The sequence below is a fragment of the Microcoleus sp. OTE_8_concoct_300 genome (genome assembly GCF_031383065.1).
Classification (GTDB): domain Bacteria; phylum Cyanobacteriota; class Cyanobacteriia; order Cyanobacteriales; family Microcoleaceae; genus Microcoleus.
Map to the genome: position 1 here is coordinate 1 of NZ_JANMZH010000145.1, position 19,262 is coordinate 19,262.

At 46.1% G+C, this 19,262-nt stretch carries 8 protein-coding genes and 2 pseudogenes; 6 read left to right on the forward strand and 4 right to left on the reverse strand.

The features are described from left to right. Window positions 1-137 precede the first annotated feature (137 nt). Window positions 138-338: a hypothetical protein gene (locus ACUVJL_RS07305; protein ID WP_445245249.1), complete on the reverse strand. Its 201-nt coding sequence runs from the start codon at window positions 336-338 to the stop codon at window positions 138-140. A gap of 384 nt (window positions 339-722) precedes the next feature. On the opposite strand from ACUVJL_RS07305, the gene ACUVJL_RS07310 reads away from it, so the two are divergent. Both ACUVJL_RS07310 and ACUVJL_RS07315 read left to right on the forward strand, forming a co-directional pair. Then, a complete protein-coding gene (locus ACUVJL_RS07310) occupies window positions 723-1,310 on the forward strand; it encodes a Uma2 family endonuclease (protein ID WP_445245250.1) in 588 nt (195 codons plus the stop codon). A 99-nt stretch (window positions 1,311-1,409) separates the two neighbouring features. Further along, a complete protein-coding gene (locus ACUVJL_RS07315) occupies window positions 1,410-1,829 on the forward strand; it encodes a hypothetical protein (protein WP_445245251.1) in 420 nt (139 codons plus the stop codon). 138 nt (window positions 1,830-1,967) lie between these two features. Here the strand turns inward: ACUVJL_RS07315 and gltB are convergent, their stop codons facing one another. Next, entirely contained in the window at window positions 1,968-6,698 is a 4,731-nt protein-coding gene (gene gltB, locus ACUVJL_RS07320; RefSeq protein WP_445245252.1) for a glutamate synthase large subunit, read from the reverse strand. 698 nt (window positions 6,699-7,396) lie between these two features. Next, a pseudogene (gene tnpA / locus ACUVJL_RS07325) lies at window positions 7,397-7,784 on the reverse strand (IS200/IS605 family transposase). Between the two features lie 53 nt (window positions 7,785-7,837). Between tnpA and ACUVJL_RS07330 the strand changes: the two are divergent. The 4 genes and pseudogenes from ACUVJL_RS07330 to ACUVJL_RS07345 all read left to right on the forward strand — a co-directional run bounded on the left by ACUVJL_RS07330 (window position 7,838) and on the right by ACUVJL_RS07345 (window position 18,987). Further along, window positions 7,838-9,025 (forward strand): RNA-guided endonuclease InsQ/TnpB family protein, encoded by a 1,188-nt coding sequence (locus ACUVJL_RS07330; protein ID WP_445245253.1) that lies wholly within the window; start codon window positions 7,838-7,840, stop codon window positions 9,023-9,025. Window positions 9,026-10,240: 1,215 nt separating this feature from the next. After that, window positions 10,241-15,721, forward strand: coding sequence for a trifunctional serine/threonine-protein kinase/ATP-binding protein/sensor histidine kinase (locus ACUVJL_RS07335; protein WP_445245254.1), 5,481 nt, complete (start codon window positions 10,241-10,243; stop codon window positions 15,719-15,721). A gap of 178 nt (window positions 15,722-15,899) precedes the next feature. After that, window positions 15,900-18,290, forward strand: a complete 2,391-nt coding sequence (locus tag ACUVJL_RS07340; RefSeq protein WP_445245255.1) for a phosphodiester glycosidase family protein — start codon at window positions 15,900-15,902, stop codon at window positions 18,288-18,290. A 241-nt stretch (window positions 18,291-18,531) separates the two neighbouring features. Continuing rightward, window positions 18,532-18,987: pseudogene (locus tag ACUVJL_RS07345) on the forward strand (serine/threonine protein kinase). Window positions 18,988-19,037: 50 nt separating this feature from the next. Here ACUVJL_RS07345 and ACUVJL_RS07350 read toward each other — a convergent pair. Further along, window positions 19,038-19,262: IS4 family transposase (locus tag ACUVJL_RS07350; protein WP_445245256.1), on the reverse strand; the 225-nt coding region annotated here is incomplete at its 5' end.

The following is a 19,262-nucleotide window of genomic DNA, read 5'->3' on the forward strand; positions in this document are numbered from 1 at the left end:
AAGCAATCCCAAATGCGTTCAGCAATGGGATAGAGAGCTGCGTAGTTCAGCCAAGGCGGGTCAATCCGCTCGAAGTGAAAGTGAAGGGGGAGGGACTTGACGCCTCCCATGTCTATAAATGACTATACTTTTGTCAGCTATGTGTGTTGGGATATTTCGGTCAAATGGCTCAAACAAGACCCCATGAGGAAGTAGACGACTACCAGGGCCGCGGCTGAGACCGCAACTAGGGTGCCGGCTAGCATTAGTGAAAATTCCCGTTGCGCGATCGCCTCTTGCATTAAGTGCAAAGACCAGGCAACGAGGGCAACGTCAATTATTAAAATAGAAACCAGCATAAGTTACGATTTGTAACAGCTTACCTATTGTAACAAAACTTTTCGCTCAGTGCAGATAAGCTCAGGCGTATTTAACTTTTGCTGTAAAACCCGGAGGGAGCAGCGGAAAGCTAGTGAGAAAAACTTATAGCTTTTGTTAATAATTACAATATGCAAAGTTAATGAGAGCTAGCTCAGCTTTAGAGGTGGCGTTTTTGACTCTTGAGCGAGGGATTAAAAGCCCGATAGCTGCGCTTCACACGCTTTTTTGAGTGGTCAGGGTGCGATCGACCTTTGAGTATAAGATTTGATAGCAGTCCGATCGCACCCTGACCCGATTCAAATTTGGTAAAATAGGTGTACTTTTAATTAAAATAAAATGAACGGCTGTTGAGGATATAAACTATGTTAACCCAAACTCAAAAACTCTACTCGCCAGAGGAATATTTGGCACTAGAGGAAGTGGCCGAGTCCAAAAGTGAATATATTGATGGCGAGATAGTTCCTATGACTGGTGGTACTCCAAATCATAATGATATTGCGGGCAATTTTTATGCTCATTTAAAATTTGCTCTCAGGGGGCAAAACTATAAGGTTTTTATCGGTGACTTACGGTTGTCGATACCGCGCTATCATCTCTATACTTATCCAGATGTGATGGTGGTTAAAGGCGAACCAGTGCTTTTAGACGATCGCACAGATACAATAATTAATCCTTTGATGATTGTTGAAGTTTTGTCAAAAAGTACGAAAAATTACGATCAAGGGGATAAGTTTGATTATTATCGATCGATTCCTGAGTTTCGAGAATACATTTTAATCGATCAGTATAAATTTTATGTCGAGCAGTTTGTCAAGACTTCGGAAAATAAGTGGCTTTTAAGTGAATACGAATCGGCAGATGAAGTGTTGGCTTTGTCTTCCCTGCCGTTTCAAGTTCAATTGGGCGAAATTTATGAAGGGATTAGATTTGAAACAAATGCAGCTAGTTAGGGTAAGAGCGAGTTAGTTCGCCTTACTCAATGAATTTTAATTTTCAATGGCAAAACCGAATTCCCCGATTACCTGGAAGAAACCGAGGAGGATTAACTAATGGGTAGAAAATACATGATTTTTCGTGCCGAATGGACTGAAGATGAAGGGGCAGATAATAGGTTGTTAGCCCACACAGGGGCATACACTGATATCCTTGCAGAGTATTTTGACTCATCCAACGCACCTATCCCCGCACCGGGGTACAGATTGCTGGAGTTTCACAGCGCTGACGGTTCCGCTTCTAGCACTCACTACCGCACTGGAGACTGGGAAGTGGTGAGGGTGGAAGAGTACCCAACAGCAATACCTAATAATGAGTTTGAGGCGATTGTAGTTGGATACTGCAAATATGTCCCCGTCGAAACTCCGCTGATACCAATGCCAAAAGCTCAGGTTTCGATCGACTCTTTTGGAGATGAATCGGCTTATCAAGAATTCCTTCAGAGCGAGGCAGTTAAAGATTACACCCTAGTGTAACTTAAGTAGATTAAAAAAGGGGCAATTCGCATTGCCCCTCATTAGACATCTCCAAAAAACGTAGTCTTGAACAGGCAAGATGCCTGTTCCACAGTAATTATTGGAGATGTATATTTAACCAACTAACCAGCTACAAAATTAAACTTCCACAGCAATCTTTTGTTCCGAAGCCTCCGGCGAATTCCCTTCACTCGGCGGCACAACTTGCCAGAACTTAGGCAAATATTCCGACCAATTTGCTAAAATTTTCTCAGCTTTCTTGCTGCCCGTTCGATCGCGCTGAGCCTCAATCAACTCCTTCAACTGCGCCTCCCCAGCCGCCGTAAAAACCCGCTGCATCTTCACAATCTCCCCGTTGACGTGAGCCGGGAAACTGCCATCTTCATCGAGGAAATAAGCCAAGCCGCCAGTCATTCCAGCGCCGACGTTGCGGCCGACTTTTCCTAACACGACAATTACGCCGCCAGTCATGTACTCGCAGCAGTGATCGCCCGCACCCTCAATGACTGCTTTCGCCATCGAGTTACGCACCGCAAACCGTTCGCCAGCTTTACCCGCAGCCAACAGAGTTCCCCCCGTCGCACCGTACAAACAAGTATTACCGACGATCGCATTTTCGGAAGCATCATAAGTCGCACCAGCCGGCGGTGCGATCGCGATTTCGCCGCCGTGCATTCCTTTACCAACGTAGTCATTGGCTTGGCCTGACAGTACCAGCGTCATCCCCGGCAAATTGAACGCGCCGAAGCTTTGGCCCGCGCTACCAGTGCAATTGAGGGTGATTTGACCGCTAAAGCCCGTGTTGCCGTGTTGCTGTGCGATCGCACCTGCCAAACGCGCACCCACAGTGCGATCGGTATTCACCAATTTTACACTCTTGCTAACAGTGCCGTGATTGGCGATCGCACTTTGAATCTCAGCATCCGCCAGCAAATCGTCATCCAAAACCGGGCCGTTGCTGTGCACGGGTTCGTGTACCAAGAAAGATCGATCGCTCTTAGTATCCGGTAACTTGGTCAAACAATCCAAATTAATCGCTTGGGTTTTAGTTAGTTTCACCCCATCGCGCCTTGTCAGCAAATCCGCGCGGCCGATGATATCTGCGATCGACTTATAACCCAATTTCGCCAGCAAACTCCGCACTTCTTGTGCTACGAAATAGAAGAAATTAACAACGTGTTCCGGTGTACCGGGGAACCGTTTCCGCAAGTGTTCTTGTTGAGTTGTCACCCCCACCGGACAAGTATTCATGTGGCAAACGCGAGCCATAATACAGCCTTCTGCAATCATTGCCACCGTGCCGAAACCGTACTCTTCGCCGCCCATCAAAGCCCCTACAACCACGTCCCAGCCGCTTTTAAAGCCACCGTCAACGCGGAGCAAAACTCGATCGCGCAATTTATTTTCCATCAGCACCCGGTGCACTTCTGTCAATCCGAGTTCCCACGGAGAACCTGCGTGCTTAATCGAACTCAATGGCGAAGCACCGGTGCCGCCATCGTGGCCGGAAATTTGAATCACATCAGCATTTGCCTTGGCGACACCGGCGGCTACAGTCCCGATGCCGACTTCCGACACCAACTTCACCGAAACACCTGCTTTGGGATTGATTTGGTGCAAGTCAAAAATCAACTGCGCCAAATCCTCGATCGAATAAATATCGTGGTGAGGAGGAGGCGAAATCAGCGTCACACCCGGTTTCGATCGGCGCAAATAAGCAATGTACTCGCTCACTTTCGCCCCTGGCAATTGACCGCCTTCACCCGGTTTCGCACCTTGTGCGATTTTAATTTCGATTTGTTTGGCGTTCATCAGGTACTCGGGAGTCACCCCGAAGCGTCCCGAAGCTACCTGTTTGATGGATGAAGAAGCTGTATCGCCGTTCTGCAAACCTTTTAAGTGAGGTAGCGTCTGTGAGAAACCCGCCGCACTCACATCGTTTAGCACTTTGTAGCGCACCGGGTCTTCCCCGCCCTCGCCGGAGTTGGATTTGCCGCCGATGCGGTTCATCGCAATCGCTAGGGTTTCGTGGGCTTCCGGGGACAAAGCGCCGAGGGACATACCGCCGGTGGCGAACCGCTTGACAATATCTGCTACAGATTCTACATCTTCGATCGCAATCGGAGGGCGATCGCTCACAAAATCCAGCAAATCCCGCAAAGCCGTTACCGGGCGATTTTCGAGCAGTTGCTTGTAAACCTCGTAGTGATCGTAAGCCGTTTCAGAATTTTTGGAACCAATTGGTTCCATTTTTGCTTGGACCCCGTTGCCGTTACCGTTAGTCTGAGCCTTAAAAGTAGTCACCGCCTTGTGCAAAGCCTTCGCCATTTCCGGGCTGTTCATGTGATATTCACCACCCCGGCGGTACTGCACGAAGCCGAAGTTTTCCAGCTTTTTGAGGTGCAATTCTGGGAAAGCCTGACTGTGGAAAGACATTACCTCGTTAGCCAGTTCCGCCACACTCAAACCGCCGATCCGAGAAACCGTGCCTTTGAAACCCAAATCGAGCAAATCACCGCCAATGCCGATCGCCTCAAAGATTTGCGCCCCCTGATAGCTAGACAGCAGCGAAATTCCCATTTTCGACAGAATCTTCAGCAGCCCATTTTCCACCGCTGTGCGGTATCTAGCTTGAGCCTGGGTCACGGTAATATTGGGTACCTTGCCGTGTTGCATCAAGTTTTGAGTCTTGGTGTCAGACCACCAGGCGCGCACGCTTTCCAAGGCCAGGTAAGGGCAAACAGCCACCGCCCCGTAACCCAGCAAACAAGCGAAGTGGTGAGTGCTCCAACATTGCGCGGTATCCACAACCAGCGAAGTTTGCATCCGCAACCCGACGCTAATTAAGTGGTGGTGAACCGCACCAACTGCCAGGAAGGGCGGAATATAAGTGCATTCTGCACTCAATCCAACAGAAGAAGATTCGCCTTCTGCCTTCGAGATTCGATCGGTCAAAATCAGAATCCTCGCACCCTCGCGCACCGAAGCAGCCGCCTCTTGACAAAGTTGCTCGACTGCGCTCTTCAAACCGCCAGGCCCAGCAGTAATTTTGTAAAGCGTTGACAATTCTGTAGCTAGGAAAGACTTTTGCTCTTTCAAGAAAGACAGTTCAGCGTCGTTGAGTACCGGGGAATCAATTTTTAGCAGCTTGGCATTTTCCGGCACAGCTTGCAGTAAATTGCCCCGCAGCCCCATAGTCATCGTCAGCGACATCACCATCCCCTCGCGCAGGGGGTCGATCGGCGGATTTGTCACTTGAGCGAACCGCTGTTTGAAATAGTTGTACAGCAACTGAGGCTTTTCTGACAACACAGCCAAGGGAACGTCATCGCCCATGCAGAAAGTCGGTTCTTTCCCAGAACTCGCCATCTCGACGATCACCATGTCCAAATCTTCCGCTGTGTAGCCAAAAGCAGTTTGGGTTGCCAACAGCGTTTGCGAGTCGAGGGTTGGTGTTTCCGCAAAAGGCTGCGGCTGCAAGATTTCGCGGTTTTGTTTCAGCCATTCGCCGTAGGGGTGCCGCTTAGCAATCCGCTGCTTGAGTTGCCAATTTTTGAGAATTTCTTGAGTTTGCAGGTCAACTGCAATCATTTGTCCTGGCCCCAAACGGCCTTTTTCGACAATATCTGCTTCGGGAATATCCACAACTCCCGCTTCGGAAGCCACAATTACCAAACCGTCTTTAGTAATGCAGTAGCGGGCCGGCCGCAAACCGTTGCGATCGAGCGTAGCACCTACTTGTTTGCCGTCGCTGAACACCAGCAGTGCCGGGCCGTCCCAAGGTTCTTGAATGGCGCTGTAATACTCGTAAAAATCGACAATTTCTGGATAGGGAGCCAAATCCGGCTGATTTTTGTAGGCTTCGGGCACCATAATTGTCAGGGATTCTAGGGGGGTGCGGCCCGAGTGCACCAACAACTCCATCACGGTGTCCAAGTTTGCCGAATCGCTGCTTTCGGAATTGACAATTGGGTTGAACGTGTCGATGTCCGCTTGACTCCAATTCGGGTGAGATAAATTGGCTTGCCGCGCCTTCATCCAGGTAATATTGCCCAACAGCGTGTTAATTTCCCCGTTGTGTCCCAGCAAGCGCATCGGCTGGGCTAAGTGCCAGCGGGGCATCGTGTTGGTGCTGAAGCGCCGGTGATAGACGGCAAAGGAGCTTTTATAAGCGGGATTTTTCAGGTCTTGGTAAAATTCTGCTAGTACGGCCGATCGCACCATGCCTTTATAGACGATCGTGCGGGAGGAAAAAGAGCAACTATAAAAGTCTTGGCGGGTGAAGTTGGCCCGATTTGACAGCGCGTGTCCGATGGTGCGGCGCGCCAGAAATAGGTGTCTGTCGAGTTCGTCTCCGGCTAAGTGCGGTGAACTGACTATTACTTGTTCGATTTGAGGTTGATGTTCTAGCGCTTGCTCGCCCAAAACCGACGGTACAATGGGAACTTTGCGCCATCCCAAAAGTGTCAGCCCGCGATCGGCCAGAACTATCTCAACCACTTGCCGCGCTATAGTCGCTTGAAATTTATCTTGAGACAGAAACAGCATTCCCACGCCGCAGTTTTCCCGTGCAGGAGGCACAATTCCCTGTTCGGCAAACCAAGTATCCAGCAATTCCCAAGGAATCGCGGTCATCAAACCCGCACCGTCGCCGGAATCTTGGTCGGCGCTGCAACCGCCGCGATGTTCCAGACAAGTTAAAGCTGGGAGTGCTTTTTGAATAATCGAGTGGGTAGCTTCGCCGCTTTGGTTGGCAATAAAGCCCACACCGCAGGCATCTCTTTCTTCCACTAACCAGCTTTGGCCGGCGAATGGAGTTCCTCGCTCAGTCTGATGCACGTTTCTGTTTGGATCGATCGTATTACCCATGTTGATTGAATGTTATTTCCGTGATTGTGTGGTTGATGCGTTTTTATAGCTCGGAGAGAAGGCTGCCGAGCGGTGGGAGCCTAGTAAACTTTAAAACAGCATATTGGAAGCTGATTTGATAAAAATTTACGTCTATGCTGCCTGTACTTAGCACTGACACCCTGTTTGCAGATTTTAAATTATCTCGCTCGCATCGTCTCGGAGATGTCTCCTAGAATACCCTGCTGTTAAAAAGCAGTGATTCAGCAGGCGATCGCCGCCCGGAGACTAGATACATTGCAGGCGATTCCCTACGGGATAGCTGCGCTTGTCGAGTTTTTTGTCTGTTTTTTTCCTTAGTCCGCAAGGGTAGCCTTGCAGCGAACACAGGTAGATAGTAACTTTAGCTTTATTTTGCTTGCTGCGCTGTTGAGTTGCTTTCGTCAGCGCCCGCAGACACAAAAGCCACCTGCCCGGTCAGTCGGTAGGTGCAATGTAGCAGCGCGCTTCACAACTGGTGAAACCTGTCTTATTGTGCAGTCAACTCTCGAGCTGGGAACATCAAGTGTATCAAGAAATTGATAAAATTTTACCGATTACAGTCAGAGGCCCGGCCCAAGTCTTGTAGGCGATCGCCCAAAACCCAGGCTAAGATGCCTGGCCGAAAAAGGTTGACCAAAAGAAATGGGATACAAGCCCCTTCTTCAGTGGCCAGCTTTTCAAGGTGTTTGAATATATGTTTTAAGTATTTCTAGTGGCGCTCCGCTCCTGGTACAGAAACCGAGAAGTAGCTAGGACGACCTAAAGCCTCCTTGTGAGGCTTCTTGTATCCTGCCTGCCCGTATCCCCGACTAGAAACTCCTTTCAGTGCGTTCACTATTTGAGAGATTGAAAGCTATTGAGGATATTCAATAAGTGAACGTGATTTTCTTCACCATTCAATTCAAGGATCTGGAAGTCCATCTTTTCGGCTACTCCGCGAAACGACTTTTCAATTACACTCAAACTTTCGGCAGTAAATATCGACCGTCGGTATTTGGTCACACAAACCAAGTGAATCTTAATATCTGTAACACTATGTCGTTCTTTTCGGAAATAGGTTGTCATCCACTCTAAACCAATATATAATTTCATGGTACAGACCAACATTAGCACAGCAAATGAAAGCAAGGTACAAGTACAGATTTTACCCAACAGACCAACAACAGAGAAGTTTAGCTCAGTTGTTTGGTTGCGTTCGGGTTGTCTGGAACGATGCGCTTGCGCTTTGCAAAGAATCTAAAACAAAGCCTAAATCGGCCCAACTTCAGAAATTAGTAATAACTCAAGCTAAATTAACTGAAGAACGTAAATGGTTGTCTGAAGTATCAAACATTCCTTTACAGCAATCAGTTGCCGATTTGGATATTGCTTTTAAGAATTTTTTCGCATCCTGTAAAGGAAAGCGAAAAGGTAGTAAAGTTGGATATCCCAAATTCAAGAAAAGAACAAACAGTCAATCGGCACGCTTTAGGATTGGAGGATTTTCCTTTAAAGGCGATGGAGTATATATCGCTAAAATTGGTATAGTTAAACCTATATGGTCTAGAAAACTACCGTCTGAACCTAGCTCTGTTACAGTAATCAAGGACTGTGCCAGTCGCTACTTCTTGAGTTTTGTAGTAGAGGTAGAGCCGATTCTCACCAAAGCTGATAATCCCAGTATCGGAATTGACTTAGGGATTAAAACCTTTGCAGTAATGAGCAACGGCGAAAAAGCCGAAAGCCCTAGCTACAAAGAATTAGATCGAAAGCTCCGCAAATTACAGCGTAAGTTAGCTCGTCAACCAAAGGACACCAAAAGAAGAGAAATAACTCGAATCAAAATCGCCAAGCTTCACAACAGAATTGCTGATACGCGCCAAGATTTCCTGCACAAGCTGTCAACCAAAATAGTAAGCGAAAACCAAGCGATAGTTTTGGAAGACTTGAATGTATCGGGGATGGTAAAAAATCGAAAATTGTCAAGGGCGATTAGTCAGCAAGGATGGAGAGAGTTTAGGAGGCTGTGTGAGGCTAAGTCAGAAAAATTTGGCAGAGATTTCAGAACGATCGATAGATGGGAACCTACCAGCCAAGTTTGTTCAAGCTGTGGATTCAATTGGGGGAAATTAGATCTAAATGTTCGGTCGGTTCAATGTTTAAGCTGCCAGACAGAACACGACCGAGACGAAAATGCCGCAGCAAACATAAATAAAGTCGGGATGGGATATCGCCACGACTCTAAATGGGCGCAGAGACAGGATAAGACTATTTCGGTAGCACCAGTCGATGAAGCGTCAAGAATCACCGCTCGTTTACGACGGTGAGTATATCAAAGTTGTCCGTAACCCTAATTTGTATTTTTTTTCCCACAAACGTTCGTAACTCCTCAATGAAGGCTATTTCAAGGATTTCTGACACATTAGGAGCATCTGGTAGAGCCAGCGCAGCCTTTTTGACCGCACCCAAAAACGGATACTTGCTTTCTGACACGAGTCGTGGAGAGGTAAAAATTTTAGACTCTTGTTCAATCTCCCAGATTCATCTGTCCAGTAAATCTCCAATCTCCAATCTCCAATCGACTGACACCCACAAACTTGGCCTTGGTAATTTGGTTTAGCTCAGGACTTACGCACACATACCAAAGAAACCGGGTTTTTTACTGAGTCTGGGGGTCACAACCAAGTTTTTTCCTAAAAAAACCCGGTTTCTGAGCCTCGGTGCGTCCAGGACTAAACTCAAAGGTGGTCGTTCTTACCGATATAAGTTGATTGGCATTTGGGACATTTCATTTCTATTTTGTTATAAAAGAAAGTAAGCGGAAAACGAGCGAAACTTTAGTCTGCTCGATGCAAGAAACACGGGGAAATTCAGTCAAAAGTTAATTTTTCTAAAATATAGAAATTAATTGCCCTATATTTTTCAGGTTCATGTTATCATAAGTTTCTCGTAATTCATCGAATTAATGTTAGTTATATAGTTATATAATTTAAAATTTACCGAAAACAACAACAGTTTAGTGCTGTTAATAAAGCTTGACGGGCAGTGTGTTTGGGATCGCGATCTTAATGCAGCTATAAATATCCTCTCCAGGAGAGGATGCGTAGCGTAGGGCATAGGGAAACTTGGGGTAACACCCTAAATGCTTGTGGATAGATGAGCTCTACTGAGGCTGGATAAATCCTGTATCAGCAAGTCCCCTCTTGGAATCAAGAATCTCAGTTTCTTGAGAGTCCAGAGTGTCAAGAATCCTCCCATAATGATGCCACGCCTATTCATGAGCTTCTTAACTTCCTCTTCAATGAACTGCTGCCGTTCAATCAGCGTTCGCGGAGTCATTTTATACTTAGTGTCAACAGAAGTATCAACAGCTCTTACATAAAATATTCAGTCTGCTTTTTAAAATCGCTCTTTCATAATTTCTTGTTCAAAATATGTTAAGAAAAATGAAATTAATGAATAGAACCGCAGATAGAGGCACAATAGTAGATATCAACTCTAAGAAAGTTTAGGCTTGAAAGAAGCAGTAGAAATACGTAGATATGGTTACAACAAATCTTTTTCTCGGATATCACATTAACGAGCAAATATACGTAGGTACGAGAACTTTAGTGTATCGCGGCCTTCGGTGTTCAAATGGGCAGCCCGTCGCGATCAAAGTGCTGCGAAATGACTTTCCCCGCTTCTACGAACTGGTTAACTTTCGCAACCAGTACGTCATTGCTAAAAACTTAGATATCCCCGGCAGTGTTAAGGCGTACAGCCTGGAGACTTATCATAACCACTATGCTCTGGTGATGGAAGACTTTGGGGGAATTTCCTTAAGTAGCTATCTCGATCTTCTAGCATCCGATAGCAAGGAGCCCCTAGAAGGGTTGCCTATTAACGAGTTTCTTCCTATGGCAATTCAAATTGCCAACTCCCTCGACGGACTTTATCGCCACCACGTCATCCATAAAGACCTCAAACCCGCCAACATTCTAATTAACCCCACCACCAAACAAGTCAAACTGATTGACTTCAGCATCGCTTCCCTGTTGCCGCGCCAAACCCAAGAAATTCAAAATCCCAGCGTCCTTGAAGGCACCTTACCTTACATATCTCCCGAACAAACTGGGCGAATGAACCGAGGCATTGATTACCGCACGGATTTCTACTCTCTGGGAGTCACATTCTACGAACTCCTCGCGAGACAGTTGCCTTTCCAAACTGACGATCCGATAGAGTTAGTACACTGTCACCTTGCCAAGCAGCCTATCCCAGTCCATCACCTTAACAAAAGCGTTCCACTGGTGCTGTCTGAAATTGTTAGCAAACTGATGGCTAAGAATGCTGAAAATCGCTATCAAAGTGCGATCGGACTCAAGTTTGATTTGGAAACTTGTTTGCACCAATGGAAAGAGACAGGTAAAATTGCTTGCTTTAAATTGGGAACGCGAGATTTGTGCGATCGCTTCTATATCCCCGAAAAATTATACGGTAGAGAAAGCGAAGTATTCTCCCTGCTAGCGGCCTTTGAGCGCGTGAGTGCCGGCAGCGCCGAAATGATGCTCGTTGCCGGTTTCTCAGGCATTGGCAAAACCGCTGTTGTCAACGAAGTTCACAAACCAATTGTGAGACAGCGAGCATACTTTATTAAAGGCAAATTCGACCAATTCCAACGCAACCTTCCCTTTTCAGCATTTGTCCAAGCTTTTCGCGATTTAATGGGACAACTGCTATCGGAAACAGATGCTAAACTTGAACAATGGAAGTTGGAAATTTTGGCAGCTTTGGGCGATAGCGCTGGGGCGATCGTTGAAGTCATTCCCGAACTAGAACGTATTATCGGACAGCAACCGCCCGTCCCAGAAATTTCGGGCAGTGCCGCTCAAAATCGCTTCAATTTGTTGTTTGAAAAATTTATTCAAGTCTTCACAACAAAAGAACATTCTTTAGTGATTTTCTTGGACGATTTGCAATGGGCAGACTCAGCATCGTTAAAATTAAGTCAAGTGCTGATGAGTGCTACTGATAACCGCTATATCTTTTTAATTGGAGCTTATCGGGATAACGAAGTTTTTCCAGCACATCCATTAATGCTGACGTTAGCAGAGATTCAAAAAGCTGAAGCAAAGGTGAACACTATTACCTTAGCTCCCCTCGCTCAAGCAGACCTAAATTGTTTAGTTGCCGATACTCTAGATTGTTCTACAGCGTTGGCTCTGCCTTTGACAGAACTCGTTTATCAAAAAACCCAAGGCAATCCATTTTTCAGCACACAGTTCCTCAAATCTTTACATGAAGATGGGCTAATTGAATTTAATTTTGAAGCTCGGTATTGGCAGTGCGATATTGCCCGAGTGCGAACCTTGGCACTAACGGATGATGTAGTAGCGTTCATGGCACTTCAGTTGCGAAAGTTGCCAACCCGAACACAGGAAGTTTTAAAGTTAGCTGCTTGTATTGGCAATCAGTTCGATTTGGCGATCTTAGCAATTGTTGATGAAAATTCGCCAGTAGAAACCGCATCCGCTTTATGGAAGGCACTACAAGAAGGGCTAATTTTACCCATTAGCGAAGTTTATAAGTTTTATCAAGCAGAGGGGAATAGCAAGTCGGTAATCGGTAATGGGAAGGTATCTGACCAATTACCAATTACCCATGACCAATTACCCAAATATAAGTTTTTACACGATCGGGTTCAACAAGCAGCCTATTCCCTGATTCCCGAAGAGCAAAAGCGATCGACTCACTTAAAAATCGGTCAACTGCTGTTAGACAATACGCCAGAAGCAGATCGAGAAGAAAGAATTTTTGATATTGTCAACCACTTAAATGTGGGAGTTGAGCTAATTACTCAGGAGGCACAACGGGAGCAATTAGCACGGTTGAATCTGGTCGCTGGAAAGAAAGCCAAAGCTGCTACCGCTTATGCTGCTGCGGTTGAATGCTTCAATATTGGCAGGGAATTACTGACAGAAAATTGTTGGCAGAATCAATACGAACTAACATTAGCGCTGTTTACAAAAGCAGCAGGAGCGGCATATCTGTGCGGTGATTTTGACCAGATGAAAGAATTAGCATCAGTCGTGGAAAACTGCGCCAAAACGCTGCTGGACAAAGTGAAGGTATATGAAGTACAGATGCAAGCTTATATGGCGCAAAATAATCTACAGGAAGCACTGAATATGGGACTACAAGTTTTAAAGCAGTTGGGGGTAGAGTTTCCCTCGGAGCCAAACTCGTCAGATATTGGGCAGGCACTAGGGGAAACTGCGTCAATTTTGAATGGCTTGCGAATTGAGGATTTAGTTGACCTGCCTCAAATGAGCGATTCCTATAAACTAGCAGCTATGAGACTTTTATCAAGTATCTTTGCTCCTGCATACATTGCTGCTCCTGCACTGTTGCCTTTGACGGTGTGCAAACAAGTACAATTATCCGTCCAATATGGGAATGCTTCTGTCTCTCCCTTTGCTTACGCCAATTATGGTTTTCTTCTTTGTGGAGTTGTGGAAGATATTGATTCAGGCTATCAGTTCGGTCAATTGGCTTTAAGTCTAGTGTCAAAGTTAAATTCTCAAGAAATCAAAGCCAAAACAGCCTTGATAGTAAATTTATTTATCCGACATTGCAAAGAGCATCTCAGAGAAACCTTAGAGCCTTTGGTGTCAGCTTACTCTAGCGGAATGGAGGCAGGAGATTTAGAATATGCAGGCTATAATTTATTACAGTCTTCCTGTTCAGCTTACTATAGTGGCAAAGAACTGACTGTCCTGGAAAGAGAAATAGAAAGAAACAGAGAGGCTCTGCATAAAATCAAGCAAGAAACAGCGCTTAATTATATAGAAATCTATTGGCAGACCATCTTGAATTTGCTGGGGAAAAGTGAGAATTACTGCCTTCTAAAGGGTGAAGCCTGCGATGAGCAGATCAAGTTGCCATTTTACCAGCAAGCGAACGATAAAGTGGGAGTTGCATACATATATTTAAACAAACTTTTACTTTGTTATTGGTTTGAAAATTACTCAGAAGCGATTGAGAATATCGCTATAGCAGAGAAGTATTTAGATGCAGTGGTAGGAATGCCAGTTGTTGCTATCTTCTATTTCTACGATTCTTTGGTGTGGTTGGCGGTGTATTCTGACACTCTACAGTCAGAGCAACAGGGGATTCTTGACAGAGTACAAGCTAATCAAGAAAAAATGCAGAAATGGGCGCATCATGCCCCCATGAATCATCTGCACAAATTCTATTTAGTAGAAGCAGAACGGCATCGAGTTTTAGGTGAGAAAATAGAGGCGATCGAGATGTACGACAAAGCGATCGCTCTAGCTAAAGAAAACAAATACCTCAATGAAGAAGCTTTAGCAAACGAGCGGGCTGCAAAATTTTATTTACAGTGGGGGAAAGAAAAACAGGCTCAACTTTATCTAATTGATGCCTACTATTCCTACTCTCGTTGGGGGGCTAAAGCGAAGATTGATAGGTTAGAACAATGCTATCCTCAATTACTTTCTCCTATTTTGCAACAGAATCAAGGTCGTTTGTTCGAGGCAGAAACCACCTCCAATGACACCTCATCTTCTACCAAAAACCAAACAATTGCTGGGAGTACGAGTAGCGCAGTAATAGATTTACCAACAGTTATCAAAGCTTATCAAGCTCTGTCTAGCGAAATAAAGTTTGAACAATTGCTCACTACCCTGATGGAAGTGGCGATTCAGAATGCAGGGGCTCAAACAGGAGTATTGATTTTGAAAGAAGAGGAGAACTGGAAAATCGCTGTCCACTGTAGCGATCGCCAAGGCTGTCTTCTGCAAGAAACTATTGCGATCGAGGAGAGCCAATCAATTCCCCAGACTGTGATTAATTACGTCAAACGCACCCAGAAAACCCTAGTTTTCGATGATGTCAAGACAGAATTAATATTTGCTTCTGACCCCTATATGATGCAGCAGGAACCTAAGAGCATCCTATGTACTCCGATTCTCCATCAAGGCAAAATGATGGGGATTTTGTATCTGGAAAATAATCTAGCAACAGGAGTATTCACGCGCGATCGCGTCGCCCTCCTCAACATCCTCTGCTCCCAAGCTGCGATCTCGCTGGAAAACGCCCGCTTGTATCAGGAATCTCAACAGCTTTATCAACAATCTCGGGATGATGCCCAAAAACTAGAGCAGTCTATCAACAATCTCAAGCAGATGCAACTGCAACTGATACAGAATGAGAAGATGTCGGCTCTCGGAAATTTAGTCGCAGGGGTAGCCCACGAAATTAACAATCCGGTAGGCTTTATCGTCGGCAATTTGCAACCTGCTCAAGAATACGTGGGGGATTTATTTAACTTGATTGATTTGTATCAAGAAAAATTCCCCGATCCGGGAGTGGAAATTGAAGCAGAAATTGAGGATATGGACTTGGAGTATTTGCGAGAAGATTTGCCGAAATTGATTGGCTCGATGAAGGAGGGAGTCGATCGCATCCGCAATATCAGTACAAGTTTGAGAACGTTTTCGAGGGCAGATAGCGATCGCCCCGTTTCTTTCAATATTCACGACGGACTCGAAAGCACTCTGCTGATTCTCAAGCACCGTTTAAAAGCGAGCGAGTTCCGCCCTGCCATTGAAATTGTGAAAGAGTATGGTGATTTGCCCCTAGTCAAATGCTTTCCGGGACAGTTAAACCAAGTGTTTATGAATGTACTAGCCAATGCCATTGACGCTCTGGAAGAGTCAAATAAGGGGCGCAGTTTTAGTGAAATTAAAGCCCGACCTAATCAAATCACGGTTCAAACAGTTCTGAGCGAATCCAAAGATCGGGTTTTGATTCGGATTAAGGATAATGGAGAGGGGATGTCGAACGAAGTCAAGGAAAACATCTTTAACCACTTATTCACAACCAAGCCTGTGGGTCAAGGAACGGGATTAGGATTGTCGATCGCCCACCAAATTGTTGTAGAAAAACATGGAGGTACGTTAACGGTGAATTCCTCCCTCGGTGAGGGTTCGGAGTTTGTGATTTGTATTCCGGTGTGAGCAGTTGGTAGTAGGTATTTAGGGCAATTAGCGCCATCGACTAACCTAGACCCGATCCAGAGCTTCCTGCCGATCGCAGTCATCGGCAAAAATATAGGGTTTAGTAAGAAAAAACCTACAGATATTCCGCGTTTCTATATCCCCATGTGTTTAGGACTGAAATTGTGAGTTGTAAACTGTGAAACGTAATTTGTTGTATTGGCGTCGAATATTGTCAGTCTGGATTTTACCCGTACTGGCGATCGCCCCGTCTTTAGTGTGGAATCAACCCGGAAGAGCACAAGACGGGAAGAGGGCTGGGTTGATTGATGCTTCGAGATCTAGTCAGGGAATGAATTCCCTGGCTGATAGCGAAAGTCGGTTAAATTTGAGATGTTGCACGATTGTCAATAAGCCTCTTATGAACGGGCAAGATGCCCGTTCCACAAGAAAATCTACTCTTTGTGGAACAGGCATCTTGCCTGTTCTTGAGAATGGTGCAAGATGTGAGTTAAAACTGAGATGTTGCACCATTGTCAATCAGCCTTTTATGAACGGGCAAGATGCCCGTTCCACAAGAAAATCTACTCTTTGTGGAACAGGCATCTTGCCTGTTCTTGAGAATGGTGCAAGATGTGAGTTAAAACCGACTGAAATATTGACCGATAGTTCTCTTGAGAAAACTTCAGCTATGAAACAGGGGTTTCAACCCCTGTCGGAATATAGGTTTTTGGCTCAATCTGTACCGCCATCTTTGAGAATTAGACAAGGCAGCCAAGTGTCTATAAACGGCCGCATTCTCCCCCTAAGTTGGACTCAGCAGCCGGCAAACAGCACTTCTGCGGATTTCCGAACTTGGATTGCTGACGTTGGATTGATGCAAAGTGTGGGAGTGGATTTGCTTAGCAGCGCCGACAGTACGAAACAACCGGTGCAGTGGTTTTCGGTATCTCTAACCGACGCTCAAAGCTTAGCAGCGCGGGCAACAGGCTCGTATCGTTACTTAGATGTTACCGATTTTGCGTCCCTTGCGGGTTGGCAGATATCAGCAGATGGTAATGTTCTGAGAATCACGTCTCCCGTGGCAAATGTGACTGGAATTCGGCAAGCAGAAAGAGAATGGGGCTCGCGCATTGTTGTAGATCTCGATCGCCCCGCCCCTTGGCAAGTCAACTTTGTCGATAAACCAAGGCCGTCGCCGACACCCACGCCCAACCCCCCGGACGACCCCACAAAGCCCGCTATCCCACTGCAAAGCCTCCGCGCAGCGCCAAATCTCGAAACACCAGACGACCCGACCAAACCGGCTCTCCCGCTGCACAGGACGCCTTTACAGCAGATTATCGGTCAAGAATGGTCGATTGCGATCGATGCCAAAGTCGATCCCGCCTTACTTCAGGACACTTTTCAAACCAGCAAACAATTGCTATCACTAAAAGTCGAACCTGAGGGCGATCGAACCCGAGTCAAAGTGACGATTCCTTTAGGTTGGCGGCCGCAAGTTTTCAGCGAGGGAAATCCCAATCGATTAGTGATCGACATTCGGCCAGATTCGTTAGTAGAAAAAAACATTCTTTGGGCTCCCGGTGTGCGGTGGCAGCAGCAGTATCAGAATTTAGGAACCGCGCGTTTTCCGGTAGTTTGGTTAGAAGTTAATCCCCGTCAAGCTGGTGTGAAAATTCGACCAATTCTCAGCAATCCACCTGCAGAGCAAGGGACTGCACCTTTATTGCAAACAGCAGAAGTTTGGGGAGCGGCTGCGGCAATTAATGCAGGGTTTTTCAATCGAATTAATCGCTTAGCTTTAGGCGCAATTCGGCGCGACAATAAATGGCTTTCCGGGCCGATATTGAACCGGGGGGCGATCGCCTGGAACGATGGGGGAGAATTTGCGATCGCTCGTTTGACTTTGCAAGAAACTTTGATAACTCCGGCAAATCAATTTTTGCCTGTTTCTCATCTCAATAGTGCCTACGTGCAATCGGGAATCGGTCGCTACAATTCTGATTGGGGGACAACTTATACTCCATTTTCTGACAATGAAATAGTTGTGACAGTTGCGGGCGATAGAGTTGTCAGCCAATCCCCCGGAGGTGCGGCGGGAACAACAACTTTTTCCATTCCAGCTAACGGTTATATTTTGGCTTTGCGTTCGGATTTGTCGATCGCCCCTCAATTTACCCCCGGCACTTTATTGCGTCTGGAAACTAACACTATTCCTGCTGATTTTAACCGTTTTCCCTACATTCTAGGCGGCGGGCCGATGTTGGTACAAAACAGTCGAGTGGTTTTGGATGCGAAGGCGGAAGGGTTTAGCGATGCGTATGTTCGACAGACAGCAATTAGAAGTGCGATCGGGCGAACTGCTGCGGGGAATTTGCTGATTGTAGCGGTGCACAACCGCGCGGGCGGGGCGGGACCAAATTTCGCAGAACTGGCGCAGATATTGCAGCAAATGGGTGCTGTGGAGGCTTTAAATTTGGATGGGGGAAGTTCGACGAGTTTGTATTTGGGAGGTAGTTTGCTCGATCGACCTCCGTCAACTGCTGCGAGAGTTCATAATGCGATCGGTATTTTCATTCAACCATAAACCGTCACGTTAAATTGTAGAGTGCGTCAGCGTCCGTTATCTTCTCAAAAATTGAGAATCTCCGCACCGGGGCACCTTACAAACTCTTGTCCTCCCCTTATTAAGGGGGGCTAGGAGCGATCGAGAAGACTCTAGAAAGAAGACAATACTCAACAAAATTCCCCCATCTCAGCTATAATCAAAACCATCCTCTCCACATCCTCACATACCCATCATGAGGCACTGGCCGCCCGGACAACAAATGGACCAAGGCAAATACCTAATCGAAGAAATCCTCGGCGGCGGATTCGGTGTCACCTACCGCGCTCAAAACCGCAAAGAAGGCAAATTAGTCGCCATCAAAACCCTAAATGCCAACGTTCAAGGTAAACCAAACTTTCAGGAATTACAAACCAAATTTCTCAACGAAGCTTTATCTTTAGCCAAGTGCAGCCATCCCCACGTCGTCCAAGTTTACGAAGTGTTTCCCGAAAGGGTAGGAAATATCTAATTGTGGTGCATGGTGATGGAATTAATCGACGGAATTTACTTAGCCGAATATCTCGAAGATAACGGCATTTTGTCGGAAGAAAAAGCTTTGCCAATTATTCAACAAGTGGGAAGCGCGCTGAGTTTTGTTCACCAGCAAGGATTGACTCACCTCGATGTTAAACCCCAAAATATTATGCTAAGAACCCCCCCAGCCCCCCCTTGGTAAGGGGGGGAGTAAGAGAAAATACCCCCTTCTCTTCTTCCCTCCTTGATAAGCTATGCCTTACTCACATCTTTCTTAACAAAATCAGCCTTGACATCTGGGGGGGAATGGGTAGAAACTAATTTCCATGTAGCAGCAATGTTATGCAAACGTTGCCATCCTCGCCAAAGGGTCTTGACACCCGGTTCACCATCTCCTTTACGTCCCAAAAATCCACCTAGTTTCGCAATCCAACGAATACAATTACTTAAAGTTGGGGGTGATTCAGTGGGGTTCGG

Coding starts and splice junctions, on each gene's coding strand:
- ACUVJL_RS07330 (WP_445245253.1), top strand. CDS start 7,838: ATGAAAGCAAGGTACAAGTACAGATTTTACCCAACAGACCAACAACAG.
- ACUVJL_RS07335 (WP_445245254.1), top strand. CDS start 10,241: ATGGTTACAACAAATCTTTTTCTCGGATATCACATTAACGAGCAAATA.
- ACUVJL_RS07305 (WP_445245249.1), bottom strand. CDS start 338: ATGCTGGTTTCTATTTTAATAATTGACGTTGCCCTCGTTGCCTGGTCT.
- ACUVJL_RS07310 (WP_445245250.1), top strand. CDS start 723: ATGTTAACCCAAACTCAAAAACTCTACTCGCCAGAGGAATATTTGGCA.
- ACUVJL_RS07315 (WP_445245251.1), top strand. CDS start 1,410: ATGGGTAGAAAATACATGATTTTTCGTGCCGAATGGACTGAAGATGAA.
- gltB (WP_445245252.1), bottom strand. CDS start 6,698: ATGGGTAATACGATCGATCCAAACAGAAACGTGCATCAGACTGAGCGA.